Annotated in this window: 14 protein-coding genes; 3 read left to right on the top strand and 11 right to left on the bottom strand. The window is 73.5% G+C overall.

What is annotated here, in order from left to right:
- Window positions 1–46: 46 nt before the first annotated feature.
- The 6 genes from ACWGR4_RS04765 to ACWGR4_RS04790 all read right to left on the bottom strand — a co-directional run bounded on the left by ACWGR4_RS04765 (window position 47) and on the right by ACWGR4_RS04790 (window position 5,876).
- Window positions 47–403: an arsenate reductase family protein gene (locus ACWGR4_RS04765; RefSeq protein WP_452133166.1), complete on the bottom strand. Its 357-nt coding sequence runs from the start codon at window positions 401–403 to the stop codon at window positions 47–49.
- Between the two features lie 211 nt (window positions 404–614).
- Window positions 615–3,152 (bottom strand): ABC transporter permease, encoded by a 2,538-nt coding sequence (locus ACWGR4_RS04770; RefSeq protein ID WP_452132474.1) that lies wholly within the window; start codon window positions 3,150–3,152, stop codon window positions 615–617.
- Window positions 3,152–3,904, bottom strand: a complete 753-nt coding sequence (locus ACWGR4_RS04775) for an ABC transporter ATP-binding protein (RefSeq protein ID WP_452132453.1) — start codon at window positions 3,902–3,904, stop codon at window positions 3,152–3,154. Before ACWGR4_RS04775 ends, ACWGR4_RS04770 begins: the two co-directional genes overlap by 1 nt.
- Entirely contained in the window at window positions 3,901–4,572 is a 672-nt protein-coding gene (locus ACWGR4_RS04780) for an ArsR/SmtB family transcription factor (protein WP_452132454.1), read from the bottom strand. The genes ACWGR4_RS04775 and ACWGR4_RS04780 overlap by 4 nt, the downstream gene beginning before the upstream one ends.
- Window positions 4,573–4,681: 109 nt before the next feature.
- The gene (locus ACWGR4_RS04785; RefSeq protein ID WP_452132455.1) at window positions 4,682–5,218 is read right to left on the bottom strand and encodes a DUF1697 domain-containing protein; all 537 of its coding nucleotides are present in this window, start codon (window positions 5,216–5,218) and stop codon (window positions 4,682–4,684) included.
- Window positions 5,219–5,309: 91 nt separating this feature from the next.
- A complete protein-coding gene (locus tag ACWGR4_RS04790) occupies window positions 5,310–5,876 on the bottom strand; it encodes a TetR/AcrR family transcriptional regulator (protein WP_380000550.1) in 567 nt (188 codons plus the stop codon).
- Between the two features lie 108 nt (window positions 5,877–5,984).
- Between ACWGR4_RS04790 and ACWGR4_RS04795 the strand changes: the two genes are divergently transcribed.
- The 3 genes from ACWGR4_RS04795 (at window position 5,985) to ACWGR4_RS04805 (ending at window position 7,910) form a co-directional block, all read left to right on the top strand.
- Complete coding sequence (locus ACWGR4_RS04795) at window positions 5,985–6,479, top strand: FBP domain-containing protein (protein WP_380000552.1); 495 nt, start codon at window positions 5,985–5,987, stop codon at window positions 6,477–6,479.
- A 107-nt stretch (window positions 6,480–6,586) separates the two neighbouring features.
- Complete coding sequence (locus tag ACWGR4_RS04800) at window positions 6,587–7,426, top strand: NAD(P)H-binding protein (RefSeq protein ID WP_452132456.1); 840 nt, start codon at window positions 6,587–6,589, stop codon at window positions 7,424–7,426.
- 82 nt (window positions 7,427–7,508) lie between these two features.
- The gene (locus ACWGR4_RS04805; protein WP_452132457.1) at window positions 7,509–7,910 is read left to right on the top strand and encodes a VOC family protein; all 402 of its coding nucleotides are present in this window, start codon (window positions 7,509–7,511) and stop codon (window positions 7,908–7,910) included.
- 12 nt (window positions 7,911–7,922) lie between these two features.
- Here the strand turns inward: ACWGR4_RS04805 and ACWGR4_RS04810 are convergent, their stop codons facing one another.
- The 5 genes from ACWGR4_RS04810 to ACWGR4_RS04830 all read right to left on the bottom strand — a co-directional run bounded on the left by ACWGR4_RS04810 (window position 7,923) and on the right by ACWGR4_RS04830 (window position 15,133).
- On the bottom strand, window positions 7,923–8,723 hold the full coding sequence (locus ACWGR4_RS04810) for a glutamate racemase (protein WP_452132458.1): 801 nt from the start codon (window positions 8,721–8,723) through the stop codon (window positions 7,923–7,925).
- A 129-nt stretch (window positions 8,724–8,852) separates the two neighbouring features.
- The gene (locus tag ACWGR4_RS04815) at window positions 8,853–9,533 is read right to left on the bottom strand and encodes a response regulator transcription factor (RefSeq protein WP_452132459.1); all 681 of its coding nucleotides are present in this window, start codon (window positions 9,531–9,533) and stop codon (window positions 8,853–8,855) included.
- A complete protein-coding gene (locus tag ACWGR4_RS04820) occupies window positions 9,530–10,759 on the bottom strand; it encodes a sensor histidine kinase (protein WP_452132460.1) in 1,230 nt (409 codons plus the stop codon). Before ACWGR4_RS04820 ends, ACWGR4_RS04815 begins: the two co-directional genes overlap by 4 nt.
- Window positions 10,760–10,871: 112 nt before the next feature.
- Window positions 10,872–13,085, bottom strand: a complete 2,214-nt coding sequence (locus ACWGR4_RS04825) for an MMPL family transporter (protein WP_452132461.1) — start codon at window positions 13,083–13,085, stop codon at window positions 10,872–10,874.
- 149 nt (window positions 13,086–13,234) lie between these two features.
- Window positions 13,235–15,133 (bottom strand): vWA domain-containing protein, encoded by a 1,899-nt coding sequence (locus ACWGR4_RS04830; RefSeq protein ID WP_452132462.1) that lies wholly within the window; start codon window positions 15,131–15,133, stop codon window positions 13,235–13,237.

The following is a 15,133-nucleotide window of genomic DNA, read 5'->3' on the forward strand; positions in this document are numbered from 1 at the left end:
GACACATGTCTCCCGATTTTCCCCTCTTCCCGACGAGCACCCGCCCTCACCCGAGAGCCGAGCGCACCGCCTCGGGGCTGCGTCCCACCACCGCGTGACCGTCGTCGGCCGTGATGATCGGCCGCTGGATCAACACCGGATGCGCCGCCAACGCCGCGACCCAGCGTGCCCGATCCCCGGCCTCCCGACCCCAGTCGGCGATGCCGAGTTCCGCGGCGACCGCCTCCCCGAGGCGGGTGAGGTCCCAGGGCTCCAGCCCCAGGCGCCCGAGCACCGCCTCGATCTCCGCCGCGGACGGCGGCTCCTCCAGGTACCGCCGCACGGTGTAGGCGGCGCCTTCCGCGTCCAACAGATCCACGGCGGCCCGACACTTCGAACACGCCGGATTGAGCCAAATCTCCACGCTGCCGCCTCCCGACCCGACCGACAAGACCCGCCATTCAACCCCACCCCGCCCCCCGACGGCGAACGGCCGGAGCCGCGTTCGAAACCCCGTGGGAATCGGGGACGCGGAGGGGCGGGCCCGAGGCGTTCGACCGTTCCGACTCCCCCACCACACGACGCCGGCCGGGCCACCCGAGGCCCGGCCGGCGTTCCCCCCGACCATGCGGCGATCAGTCGCGCAGCCCCATCGTGTCCGCCGGGTTTCCGCGCAGTGCGACCCGCGCCGGCACCACCGTCGACACCAGCGCCAACACCGCCGCCACGACCACCACGGTCGCGTAGGTCACCGGCGGCGCGTACGGCGACGCGCTCTTGGTCATGCCCATGCTGTACGCGGTCAGCGTCGCGTAGGCGACCAGCGAGCCGAGCCCGGCGGCAAGCAGCACCACCGCCCCGGTCTCCCAGCGCAACATCCGCATCACCTGTCGGCGCGTGGTGCCCACCAGTTGCAGCAGCGCGAACTCGCGCCGCCGGGCCGAGGTGGCCATCACCAGCGTGTTCACCACGGCGATCCCGGTGAACGCGATGATCAGCCCCATCGCGACATAGTTGACCTGGGCCTGGGTGCCGGCCTGGTCCCGCCGGGCCTGTTCGACCTCGCCGCGGTCGAGCACCCGGACCCCGGGGAAGTCGGCCATCGCGCGCCGCAGCGGCTCCCGGGACAACGCGGGTGTCCCGGAGATCAGCACCGCCGCGGCGGCCGGCCGGTCCACGTGCGCCGCCGTCACCGCGTACGGCAGGGTCAGGTCGCCGAAGCCGAGGCCGCGTTCGTAGATCGCGACCACCTTGAGCGCGACCACCACGCCGTCGCCCATGGTGACCTTCAGGTCGTCGCCGACCCCGACCCCCTTGGTCTTGGCGGCCAGGTCGCTCACCGCGACCGTGGTGTCGGTCATCGCCGTCAACGAACCGGACTTCGTCTTCGGGTCGAGCGTGCGCTCCAGGCCCTTGGGCGTGACGCCCTGGGCGGGGAACTTGTCCTGGCCGGCCCGGACGAGCGTGTGCAGCACCTCGGTGACCGCCTCGACCCCGGGCACCGCGCGCGCCGCCTCGGCCGCCCGGCCGGGTACACCGGGGCCGGCGGCCAGCGTGTACGAGGCCAACGTGCCCGCCTTCGCCTGCTCCTGCGCGGCGTGGCTCGCGGTGGTCTGGGTGAACAGGATGGTCGAGGCCATCGCCACCGCCAGGCTCAGCGGGGTGACCACGGCGGCCACCCGCTCGGCCGCGGCCCGGGCGTTGCGCGCGGCCAGGAAGCCGCTCACCGGCGACAGGCGTCCGACCACCGCGCCGAACAGGGCGGTCGCCGCGCGGGCCACGATCGGACCGAGCAGCGCGATCGCGACGGCGGCCAGGATCACCGTGAGGAACGTGACGGGGGTCGACTTGGGCTCGGTGTCCAACCCGCTGAGCACCAGGAGCAGCACGGCGTAGCCCGCCGCCGCGATCAGTCCGCCGATCAGTCTCCCGACGCCCACCCGGGGCCGTTCGATCGCCGCGTCGGCCAGGGCCTCGGTGGGCCGCACCCGCGCCGCGCGCCGGACCGACACGCGGGCCGCGGTCCAGGCCGCGACCAGGGTCAACAGTGCCGCGCCGATCAGCGGGAACGGGCCGAGCTTCAATTCCAGCGTGTCCGGCATCGCGCCGAACGCCACGAATCGCCCGTGCAGCCAACGGGCCAGGCCGAGTCCGGCGAACGCGCCGAGCGCGCCCGCGAGCAGGCCGACCACCAGCGCCTCGCGACCCACCATGCGCCGGATCTGCCGGGGCGTCGCCCCGATCGCGCGCAGCAGCGCGATCTCGCGCCGACGTTGTTGGATGGACAGCGCGAACGTGCCCACCACAACCAGGACGGCCACCAGGAGCGAGGTGCCGCCGAGCGCGCCGCCGAGGCTGATCAGGGTGACCCGGGCCTTGGCCGCCGCCGGAAACTCGGCCGGGCCACGATCGGTACCGGTCCGCACCTGCGCGCCGGTCCCCGCGAGGGCCGTCCTCGCGGCCTTGCGCACGGTGCCCGGGTCCGCGCCGGGGGCGGGGAACAGGCCCACCGCCGCGACCTGTCCGGGGTGTCCGGCCAGTCGCCGGGCGTCCTCGGCGCCGAAGAACACGGTGGCCTGCCGGGTCAGCGCGTCCCGACCGGGCGGCGTCGCGACGCCCACCACACGGTAGGCGCCGGGGGCCGGTCCGGCCTGCACGGTGACCGTGCCGCCGACCTCGACCCGGGCCCGCCGGGCCAGGTCCGCGTCCAACACGATCTCGCCGGCCGCCGCCGGGGCGCGTCCCGCGCGCAGCCCGAACGGGGTCAGCCGCGCCGACTCCCACGCGTGCCCCCACGCGTTGTCGTCGGTGTCCAGGGCCCGGCCGCCGGCGGTGAGCACGTGGGCGGAGAAGGTCAGTTCGGGCACCACCTCCACGCCGGGGATCGTGCGCAGCCGGTCCACGGCGGCGTCGTCCAGCCAGGCATGCTCGGTCAGCGGCTTGGACTTGACCTTGGTCTTGCCCTTCTTGTGCTTGGTCCAGTGCAGGTTCTGGTCGGCGGTGACCACGGTGTCGGTGGCGGCGTAGCGTTCGACGCGGATGTCGCCGCGCAGGCCGGTCTCCAGGAGCGCGCCGCACGCGGTGACCAGGGCGGCGGCGCAGATCAGCGCGACGAACGCGCCGACGAAGCCGCCTTTTCGGGCGCGCAGCGTACGCAGGGCGAGGAAGAGCATCAGGCGGCCCACGCGCCCAGATGGGTCATCCGGTCCGCGATCTGCTCGGCGCTCGCGCCGGCGAGCCGGTCGGTGATCCGGCCGTCGGCGAGGAACAGCACGTCGTCGGCGTAGGAGGCGGCGACCGGGTCGTGGGTGACCATCACCACGGTCTGCCCCATCGTGTCCACCGTGTCGCGGAGCAGGACCAGCACCTCCTTGGCGGTGACCGTGTCCAGCGCGCCGGTGGGTTCGTCGGCGAAGACCACCTCGGGCCGGGTGACCAGCGCGCGGGCGATCGCGACGCGCTGCTGCTGGCCGCCGGACAACTCGGCGGGGCGGTGTTCGGTACGCCCGGCCAGGCCCACCCGCCGGACGATCTCGGCGAGCCAGTCGCGGTCCGCCTTGCGGCCGGCCAGGCGCAGCGGCAGCGTGATGTTCTCCAGCACGGTCAGCGAGGGCATCAGGTTGAACGCCTGGAAGACGAAGCCGATGCGCTCGCGGCGCAGTTCGGTCAGGCCGGTCTCGTTCAGCCCGGACAGGTCGGTCTCGCCGAGCCGCACGGTGCCGCTGGTCGGCCGGTCCAGACCGGCCGCACATTGCAGGAACGTGCTCTTCCCGGAGCCGGAGGGGCCCATGACCGCGGTGAAGCCGCCGCGGGGGATGCCGACGGTGACGTCGCTCAGGGCGGTGACGGCGGCGGTGCCCTTGCCGTGCACGCGTCCGACTCCGATCAGGGACACGGCTTCGGGTATCTGTTCGTGGGAACTCATGGTGCGGCGTCGCCCTTGTCTCGGGTGTCGGGGGTCGTGGTGGTGCGCGCCGTGTCGGGCTCGCCGGTTCCGGGTGCGTCCGTCCCGGGCAGGTTCGTCCCCACCCCGGCCGCCGGGGACCGGTACGTGAAGAACCGGGTCTGCACCGCCCGTGCCCCGTCGGGCAGTGGGCCGGTGCGCTTGTATCGGTTCAGGAGGGCGATGTACTCCTCGAAGAACTCGCCCAGTTCGGCCTGGGTGACATGGATGGTGCCGCGCGAGTACGGCATGTCCATCTCCTCCTCGGCCCCGGGTGCGGTGCTCGCGTCGAGGAAGTCCCGGAGGTCGGCGGCGAAGACCAGGCGGGTCATCTCGTCGACCACCGGGCGGACCTCGGCGCTCTGCTCGCTGCGCGGCGGGAACCGCAGGTCCCGACGCACGGCGCGCCACCACCGCTCCCGGCCGTGCGCCTCGGGGTCGTCGAAGTCCTCCACGAAGCCGTGTCGGGCCAGTTCCCGGAGGTGGTAGCTGGTCGCGCCGGTGTTCAGGTCCAGCGAGCGGGCCAGCGTCGCGGAGGTGGCCGGACCGTCCACCTCCAGATGGCGCATGATCCGTTGCCGCCGGGGATGGGCGAGTGCCTTCAGCGCTTCGAGTTCGGTGACCTCGCGGCGTTCCGGCGTCTCTCCCATGCGTGCACATTAATCTGTGCACATAAAATTGTGCAATGCCTTCGGGCGGCTCCGCGCAATCCGGACGACACCGCGTTTTCATGCCGCCCCGACACCGGGGGCGGCCGGCTCAGGTCGCCGGCTCCAGCAGCGCGAGCAGCTTGACGACCGTGTTCCAGTTGCGCACGGTCGCCCCGTCGCCGAGCCGGCGGGACAGGATCGGGGTCAGCCGCGCCTTGCCGAGGCCGTCCGGGAAGTACATGTACAACTCGCGCCCGCCGGCGCTGAACTCCTCCGGCGCGTAGTCGGCCGGATCGACCCCGACCAGCACCGCCGGGTCGAACGGCGCGCGCAGGAACGCCACCGCGAGCTTCGCCGGATCGCGCACCTCCAGCGGATTGGCCGCCACCACCGCCCGCCACTCCGCGTCGCTGCGCACCATCACGTCCACCGCGAACCCGAACTCGGCGGCCAGTCCCGCCTCGATCGTCGCCACGAGTTCGTCGGTCGGCCGCTCGGCGGTCGCGAAGACCGCGTTCCCGCTCTGCAGCAGCGTGCGCACCTCGGTGAAGCCGAGTCCGGTCAGCACCCGGCGCAGGTCCGCCATCGGCACCCTGCGGTGTCCGCCCACGTTGATCCCGCGCAACAGCGCCACGTACCTCGTCACCACACGCCTCTCTCGAACCCGGTGCCGCCGGACCGGCGACCCGCCGCCGGGCACCATGATCGAACCGCGCGCCGGCCGCTGCGGCAAGCGCTCAGTCGGGCCACCGCTCCAGCGCCGCGTGCAGCGCCTGCACGGCCCGCTCGAAGGACTCCCCCGGCGGGCGCACGTGGCCGAACCCGCCGTTGGCCTCCAGGACCGCGAAGCCGTGGAACGTGCTGCGCAACAGCCGCCCCGCGTCGGTCAGATCCGGTTCCTCCAGGCCGTAGGCGCGCAACATCGCGTAGGTGTAGTCGACGTTGCGCCGATGGCCGTCGGAGCACGCGAGCAGGGCCGGATCGATCCGCGCCTGGGTGGCCGCGTAGCGACCGGGGTGCTCCAGCGCGAAGTCGCGGTACGCCCGGGCGAACGCCGTCAGCGCGTCCCGGCCGGCCCGGCCCGCCACCGCCACCCCGATGCGATCGGCCAGCTCGGCGGCGGCCAGCAGGGCGATCCCCACGCGCAGCTCCTGGAGGTTGCGCACATGGGAGTACAGGCTCGCGTCCTTCACCCCGAAGCCGCGCGCCAGCGCGGTCAGGGTGATGTTCTCGAAGCCGACCTCGTCGGCCAGATCCGCGGCTGCCCTGGTCACCCGTTCCGCGGTCAGTCCCTTGCGCGCCAACCCGCCCCCTCCGTCGAGGCGCCGATCATCGCACCCCGGTGTTTTTCCCACTTCCTAGTCCCTCTAGGTTCTTGCCTAGACTACACAGGCACTGTTAGTTTCCGCCGCATGAACCCACTGACCGAGCAGGACATCCGCACGTCGTTCGTCAACTGTTCCAAGGGCGAGGCTCAACGCCTGCCGATGCCCCGTGACCTGGCCGAACGCCCATGGGCCGAGCTGGACTTCCTGGGCTGGGGCGATCCGGGCGCACCGGATCGCACCTATCTGGTGACCGAACACGCCGGCGACCTCGTCGGCGTCACCCTGCGCTTCCCCGCCCAGCGGCGTGGCTACCTGCACCGCAGCATGTGCTCGTTGTGTCTGACCACACACCCGGGCAGCGGCGTATCGCTGATGACCGCGCGCCGCACCGGCCGCGCGGGCCGCGACGGCAACTCCGTCGGCGTGTACATGTGCACCGACCTGGCCTGCTCGCTCTACGTCCGCGGCCTGAAGAAGCCGGCCCCCGGCGGCCGGTTCGAGGAATCGCTGACCGTGCCCGAGCAGATCGAGCGCACGAAGGGCAACCTGTCCGCGTTCTTGGCCAAGGTCCTGGAATAAGCCGCGCCGCACCCGGGCTTGACCTCTCGTCCGCGTCGGTCGCGCGAGCGTCCGACGGCGGAGGGCGGCACCTCCCCCTCCGCCCGACGGCACGAAAGGGACGATGCATGATTCTGGTAACGGGGGCGACCGGCAACGTCGGCCGCCATGTGGTGGCCGAACTGCTCGCCGCGGGAGCCGAGGTACGGGCGCTGGTCCGGCGTCCCGAAACCGCCGACCTGCCCCCCGGCGTCGAGGTGGTCGCCGGCGATCTGGCCGATCCGGCCGGCCTCGCCGCGGCGCTGACCGGGGTCGAATCGGTGTTCCTGGTCTGGCCCTTCCTCACCGCCGAGGGCGCGCCGGAGGTGCTGGCGGCGGTCACCGAGCACACCGACCGGGTCGTCTACCTCTCCTCGTCGCGGGTACGCGACGCGCTCGCCGGGCGGGACGACCCGATCGGCGCCCTGCATGCCGATCTGGAGCGCACGATCACCGGCTCCGGTGCGACGTGGACCTTCCTGCGTGCCGAGACGATCGCGAGCAACACGCTGGGCTGGGCGGGGCAGATCCGCGAGACGGGCGTCGTGCACGGGCCCGACCTGCCCGCCAAGCCGGTGGTGCATCCGGGGGACATCGCCGCGGTGGCGGTCCGGGTGCTGACCGAGGACGGCCACGCGGGCGCCGGCTACGTACTGACCGGCCCGGACGTGCTCGGGCGGGCCGACCAGGTGGCCCTGATCGGCGCGGCGATCGGCCGTCCGCTGCGCTTCGAGCCGGTCCCGCCGGCCGTCGCCCGGGCCCGGATGCTCGCCGACGGTCGCCCGCCGGCGCTGGTGGACGCGCTGCTGGCGGGCGCCGACGCCCCGCCGCAGCCGGCCGTGCTCACCACCACGGTGCAGGACCTCACCGGCACACCGCCGCGCGGCTTCCGGGACTGGGCGAGGGAACACGCGGCCGACTTCGGCTGAGACCGCCGGGCGCCCGCCCCACACCGTCGCGGGCGCCCGTCCGCTCCCGGCCGGCCGGCGGGCGCCCGCTAGCCTCACCGCCATGATCGACATCGACACGCACGTCCGTATCGCCCGCCCCTCCCTCGACCTCGCCGCCGCCGAGCGGTTCTACGTCGAGGGATTGGGCCTGAGCGTCCTGTGGCGCACCACCGAGCAGGTCCCCGGCGAGCACGACCTGGTGATGGTCGGACTGCCCGGGGGCCACTGGCACTTCGAACTCACCCGGGACCCGGAAAACCCGCTGCCACCGACACCGACCGTCGACGACCTGTTCGTGCTCTACCTGGGCGGCCCGATCGACCCCGAGCTGGTGGACCGGCTGATCGCGACGGGCGGCACCCGCACCGCCGCGCACAACCCCTACTGGGACAGGTTCGGCGTCACCGTCACCGACCCGGACGGCTACCCGCTGGTGCTGTGCACCCGCACCTGGAACGCCTGAGCGGCGGCCGGCTCAGGCGGATCCGGCGCCGATCCCGGTGGACGCTTCCAGCGGGCGGCGACCGGCGAGGGCCCGGCCGAGCGGGTACGCCAGCGCGTTCGGCGGGAGCGCGCCGGGGCGCCCGCTGAGCACCACCTCGATGCCGCCCGGAGTCGCCCCGGCGTCCTCGCTCAGCCCCAGCCGGCGCAACGTCTGCCGCGCGACCGCCTCGGCGCTGTCGTACAGCACCACCTCGGCGGGCAGCGCGGCGGCGATCCGCTCGGCGACCAGCGGGTAGTGCGTACAGCCCAGGACCACGCCCGCGCAGTGGGCTGGCGTGCGGCGCGCCGCGTCGGCGAGCGCCACCGCGATGGCCGGCTCGTCGGCCCGGTCGATCGCCTCGGCCAGGCCCGGACAGGCGATCCGGACCACGGTGTGTCCGGCGGCGAACTCCTCGATCAGCCGGGCCTGGTAGGCACTCGCGGTGGTCGCCGCGGTGGCCCAGACCGCGAACGGCGCGCCGGCCGCGGCGGCCGGCTTGATCGCGGGCACCGTGCCCACCACCGGCACGGCGGGTTCGTGTCGGGCGCGCAGCGTGTCGAGCGCGGTGACGGTGGCCGTGTTGCACGGCACCACCATGCCGTCGACGCCGCGCGCGACGGCCAGTTCACCGGCGGCCAGCACCCGTTCGGTGATCACCGCCTCGCTCCGGTCGCCCCAGGGCATGTGATCGGGGTCCATGCACAACAACAGGTCCAGATCGGGCCGCAACCGCCGCAACCACCCGGCTGTCGGCAGCAACCCCGTCCCGGAATCGATCAACGCCACACGCATGCGCTCCAACCTAGCCTCCCGCGCCCGCCCACGCCCACGAGGGGCACATCCATGGGCGTGGTGTACGCCGCCGTCCGGCAGGGCCCGCGGGCGTACCGATGCGCACCTGGGACACGACACCCACCGTCCTCACAGGCCGGGGGGTTCGGGGCGCACCAGGCCGCTCTGGTAGGCGATGACGACGAGTTGGGCGCGGTCGCGCGCGCCGAGTTTGGTCATGGCGCGTTGGATGTGGGTGCGGACGGTCAGCACGCTCAGCACCAGCTCCGCGGCGATCCGGTCGTTGGACTTGCCGTGCGCCGCCAGGACGGTGACCTCCTGTTCGCGGGGTGTCAGGTCGGCGAGGCGTTCGGCCGGGGCCAGCGGCGGTCCGGAGGCGGGGGTGGTGAGGAAGCGGGTGATCAGTGCCTGGGTGGCGCCCGGGGACAGCAGCGCCTCGCCCCCGGCGACGGTTCGGATGCCGTCGAGGAGCGCGTCCGTGGTGACGTATTTGCCGAGGAAACCGCTGGCCCCGACCCGTAGCGCCCGGGCGACGTACTCCTCGGTCTCGAACATGGTCAGGATCAGTACGCGCGTGCCGGCGAGGTCGGGGTCCTCGCAGATCGCGGCGGTGGCGGCGAGGCCGTCGGTGCCGGGCATGCGGATGTCCATCAGGACCACGTCGGGCCGGTGGGCGCGGGCCGCCGTCACCGCCTGCCCGCCGTCGGCGGCCTCGCCGACCACCTCCATGTCGGCGCAGGAGTCGATCAGGAGCCGGAAGGTGCCGCGCAGCAGGGCCTGGTCGTCGGCGAGCAGGACACGGATGGTCAACGGGTTTCCTCGTGTCGTCGTCCGGCCGGGGTGTCCGCCGGGGTGCGGGGCTGAAAGGGGAGGGCCGCCGCGACCTCGAAGCCGCCCTCGGGTCGGGGGCCGGCGCGCAGGTCGCCACCGACGGAGTGGGCGCGTTCGCGCATCCCCATCAGTCCGTATCCGCCGCCGGGCACCGGCGGCACGGGTCCGCCGTCGGTGGTGCCGTCGTTGGTGACGGTGATGAACAGGCGCGCGTCGTCGTAGCGGAGCCGGACCCGGGCCGCGTGGTCCGACGCGTGTTTCGTAGCGTTGGTCAGGGCCTCCTGGATGATCCGGTAGGCGGTCAGGTCCACGCCCGGGGACAACGGTCGGGCCTGTCCTTCGGTGTCGACGGTGACCGTCAGACCGGCCGACGCGCAGGCCGCGACCAGCGTCGGAAGGCGGTCCAGGCCCGGCGCGGGCTCCAGCGGATCGGCGTCCGGATCGGCGGTGCGGCGCAACACGCCCACCGTGGCGCGCAGTTCCAGGAGCGCGGCGGTGGTGGTGCCGACCAGGTCGGTCAGGATCCGCCGGGTCTGCTCCGGGTGCGTGTCGGCGAGGTGGGCGGCGGTGCCGGCCTGGGCGTGCGCGACGGCCATGTGGTGGGCGACGGCGTCGTGCAGTTCGCGGGCGATGCGCATCCGTTCCTCGGCGACGCGAAGCCGGGCCTCCTCCTCGCGGGTGCGCTCGGCATGCGCGGCGCGGGCCTGCACCGACTCGACGTAGGCGCGCCGCAACCGGCTCCAACTGCCCAGGGACACCGGCAGCAGCAGCCACAGGACCGTGCCCACGGTCCGCAGGGTGAAGTCGTCGCCGATCGGCGCGCCGGCCAGCGAGGTGGCCAGGAGCACGGTCATGGTCGCCGAGCCGTAGCCGCCGACGGTCCGCGAATCGGTGAGCGCGGCGAGCCAGTACAGGGCGGTCATCACGGGGGCCAGCAGCAGGGGGCTGGGCAGGTAGCCCAGCGCGGTCAGCACGGCGGCCGCGGCGGCGGTGACCACGAGGGCGGCTCGCGGCCGGCTGCGGGAGCCCACCACGGCCACCCCGGACAGCAGCAGGATCCAGGCGGGCCACAGGGCGTGCGGCGGCGCGGACTCGGATGTACTGATCCGGGCCCCGAAGACTGTGCACACGCAGGACGCCACCGCCGTCAGCACGTCCGCGACCCGGGCGTGGCGTTGCGCGTACCGTTCGAGGGTGCCGGTCATCATGCTCTCCGTGAGGGGGCGTGCCGAGGTCCATGGTCGCCGATGACGGCGCGGGCGGGCCCCGCGGACCGCCCGAGAGGGCGTGCTCGGGCGGAATCCGCGGGCGGCGGCGTCACACGCGCGCCTGGACCGGCCCGTCCGGATCCGGGTGCGGGTTGTGCGAGCGCGTGTGATCGAGCGCCGCGCCCTCCACGTCGACGCGGGGCAGGACCCGACCCAGCCACGTCGGCAACCACCAGGCCCGGTCGCCGAGCAGGGCCAACACCGCGGGCACGATGGCCATCCGGACCACGAAGGCGTCGAACAGCACCGCGGCGGCCAGACCGAACCCGAGCATCTTGATCAGCGACCCGTCCTCCCCGATGAATCCGGAGAAGACCGCGACCATGATCAGCGCGGCGGCGGTCACCACCCGGGAGCTGTGCCGGAACCCGGACACGACGGCTTGATGGGCGCCTTCCCCGTGGGTGTACGCCTCCCGCATCCGCGAGACCAGGAACACCTCGTAGTCCATGGCCAGTCCGAAGACGATGCCCATCATGAAGATCGGCATCAGGCTCATGATCGGCCCGGTCTGCTCCACGCCGAACAGGTCCGCGGCGTGTCCCTTCTGGAAGACCAGCACCAGTACACCCAGCGCCGCCAGCACCGACAGCACGAAGCCCAGCGCCGCCTTGACCGGTACCAGCACGGACCGAAAGACCACGAGCAGCAGGACCACCGCCAGGCCGCCCACCACCGCGAGGTACGGCACCAGCGCGGACTGCACCTTGGCCGCGACGTCGATGTTCAGCGCGGTCGTACCGGTGACCTCGAACGTCGCCGACGCCTGCCGCTCCACGGCCGGACGGTTGCGGCGGATCGTCTCCACCAGGTCCTTGGTCTTCTCGTCCGTGGGGCTGGTCGACGGGGTGGCCCGGAAGACCGCCGTGTCGCCGGCCTCGTTGAAGCGGGCCGGCGCGACCGACACGATGCCGTCGGTACGGGCGATCCGGTCGCCGACGGCGCGCACCGCGGCCTGCGGGTCGGGCGCTCCCTTCGCGTCCACGACGATGGTCAGCGGGCCGTTGAAGCCCGGGCCGAAGCCCTCGGCGAGCGCGTCGTAGGCACGCCGCTCGGTGGTGGCGGTGGACTTGGCCTCGTCGCCCGGCATGCCGAGGCGCAGCGACGCCATCGGCACGGCGAGCGCGATCAGGCCCACCACGCCGAGCACCAGCACCGCCACGGGACGGCGCAGCACGAAACGCGCCCAGCGGGTGCCGAGGTTGTCCCGCCCGGCGGCCGGGCCGCCGCGCGCGCGGCCCTTGCGTACCCGGCGGGCGAGCACCGCGTTCGGCCAAAAGCCGAGCAGCGCGGGCACGACGGTCAACGCGACCAGCACGGCGACCGCGACGGCTCCGGCGGCGGCCAGGCCCATCTTCGTCAGCGTCGGAATCCCCACCACCGACAGCCCGGCGAGCGCGATGATCACGGTGACCCCGGCGAACACGACCGCCGATCCGGCGGTACCCACAGCCACCCCGGCCGCCTCGTGCGGCGCCCGCCCGCGCCCACGCTCCTCCCGATAGCGCGAGACCACGAACAGCGCGTAGTCGATGCCCACCGCCAGGCCCAGCATCATCCCGAGGGTGAGCGTGTCCGAGGACAGGCCCAAAGGGCCCGCGAGGAGCAGGATCGCGAACAGGCTCACCGCGACCCCGACGATCGCGGTCAGCAGCGGCAGGCCCGCGGCGGCCAACGACCCGAAAGTGAACAGCAGTACGATCGCCGCCGCCGAGAGGCCGACCAGCTCCGCGCTCCCGCCGGGGCCGCCGCCGGCGTCCATCGCCGATCCGCCGGTCTCCACCGTCAGGCCCGCCGAACGGGCCCGGTCCGCCGCCTTGTTCACCGCCGTACGGGCGGCGTCGGTGACGTCGTTGGCCTCCACCTTGTAGGTGACGGTCGCATACGCGGTCGCACCGTCCTTGCTCACCGCCTTCGACGCGAACGGGTCCGCGACACCGGCCACCTGCGGGCCTTCGCCCAGCGCCCTCACCGCCTGTTCGACGGCCTTGCGCAGGTCGCCGTCGGTCACCGTGTGTCCGCCCGGGGCGACGAAGACGATCCGGGCGGTGGCGCCGTCCGCGGCGGTTCCGGGAAAACGCTGCTCCATCAGATCGAACGCCTTTTGCGACTCGATCCCCGGCATCGAGAACTCCTCGTCCGAGGGCCCCGACGCCTGCGCGGCGCCCACCGCGACCACGACCAGCACCCCCAGCCACACCAAGAGCACCCGACCGCGCCGCCGAAAGGCCGCGAGGCCGAGCCGATACAGAAAAGTCGCCACGTCAGGGTCTCCCTATCCACGAGCGATGACCCTTCGAGCCTCGTTCGGGACGACCCCTCGCGTCGTCATGCGGCTACGGACACCGCGACCTACCGAAACCGCACGACCGTCTACCGCAATCGCAGTAGTCGCGCAGGTCGGCGGCCCCTTCAGCCGACCCAAAACACCGGCCCGCGCGGGGAGAACGGCAGCCGGGCGCCGGCCGGGACCAGGAAGGCGTGTTCGCGCCGGATCCGCAACACGTCGCAGTGCCCGTCGGTGATCACCAGGATCGGCCCGTCGGGCGGGAAGTCGGCGGCGCCCTCCAGGAGTCGGATCCCCGGTTGCAGGACCGTGCCGCCGCGCCCGCGCACCTTGGCCCGCTGCGCGATGTCCTCGACCGGCAGGTAGCCGGCGTCGTAGGCGGCGGCGTCGCAGTACACGACCCGCGCGGCCGGTACGTCCCGGGCGCTCGCGTAGGAGGCGATCGCGCCCAGGGCCTTGCCGAGCAGGGTGGTGTCCATCGATCCGGAGGTGTCCAGGACCACGCCGAACGTACACAGCCGGTCGACGTCCTCCGGCCGCACCCGCCCGGGCCGGGGGATGTCGGGGGTGGCGGCCTGGCGGCGGCCCGCCCGGGCGTAGGTGCGCACGGTCTCGGGCCGGCGTACGTGTTCGTCGAACCAGCGGGCCAGCCGCACGTCCCAGGCCGGCGGCGGTTGTTCCAGCGTGCGGATCTCCTCGACAAGACCGGCGGGCAACAGGCCGCGCCCGACGTCGTGGTAGGCGAGACCGGCGGTCAGCGCGCGCCGATAGAAGGCGTCCAGGTCGACCGAGGAGACCCGGGTCCCGGGCCGCGCGGGCAGCGGTCCGGGGGTGCCGCGCCGGCTGGACCGCCGCGCCGCCGCGGCCGGTTCGGAGAGCCATTCGCCCAGCATGTCGCCGTGCTCGCGGGAGCCGGGGGTGCGCAGTTTGCGGGCCCGGCGCAGGTCGGTGGTCAGCGTGTCGTACACGGATTCCGCGGACAGTCCCGTCAGTCGCGCGTCGTAGAGCAAGCCGCCGGGCATCACCCCGACGCCCATCTCCACCAGCCACCCGTTGATCACGTAGTCGCAGGCCACGTTGAACAGGTGCGCGTCGCGGTGCTCGCGCCGCCGGTCGTGCCGCAGTGCGGCGTGCAACATCTCGTGCGCAAGCACGAACTGCCATTCCTCCACCGAGAGTTGCACGTGCGGGTTGACGTAGATCTCGCCGTGCTCGGCGCTGACCGCGGCGATCGAGATGCCCCACGAGCGGGCCAGTTCGGCGTCGGCGACCACGGTGAGGCCGGCGGCGAGGGCGCCCAGGAGCGGGTAGGAGGAGACGAACCAGGACAACGCGCGGTCCCAGGGGCCCTGGGTGCGGGCCCGCCCCGCGACGCCGACCTGCTCGCCCGGTTCGGCCATTGCGGATTCCAACGAGGTGGCGACCATCTCGACCAGTCCGCGCGCCATCACCGCGGGCCAGTCCCGCGGCGCCGGGGCGTCGCGGGTCGGCGGCGGTTCGCGGCGCAGACAGGGCGAGGTGCCGTTGGTCCCGAGCCGGCGCAGCGCCTCGGGCACACCCTCGAGGCGCCAGCGTTGGGTGAGTTCGCGTTCGTCGCCGTCGGGCAGTCGGGGCAACTCCGTCAGGGGGGTGCCGATGCCCAGGCCGTCGGCGAAGCGGTGCACCGCGACGCAGCACGCGGTGTTGTACGCGTCGTCGATCACGGCGGCGGGATGGCCGAGGCCGGCCTCGGCGAGGGTGTGCCCGTCGAGGTGGCCGAGCGCCAGGTGCAGCAGCAGATGGGTGTAGGCCCGTTCCCACAGCAGCGGTGGCACGTAGCGGTGCCGGTCCACGGTCAGCGTGCCGCGCTCGCCGATGTGGCCCAGCGCGCCCGGGCCGAGGGTGTCGTAGTCGTGCCGCACCAGGTGGGCGAGGTAGGCGATCGGCGCCACGTCGGTCGCCGACCAGCCGGCTTCGCGCGCCGCCACGACCTTGTCCGCGTGGTTGACGGCCGGCTTCTTCCCACCGGCCCGACGGGCGGCCAT

It is taken from the genome of Embleya sp. NPDC055664, assembly GCF_053618075.1.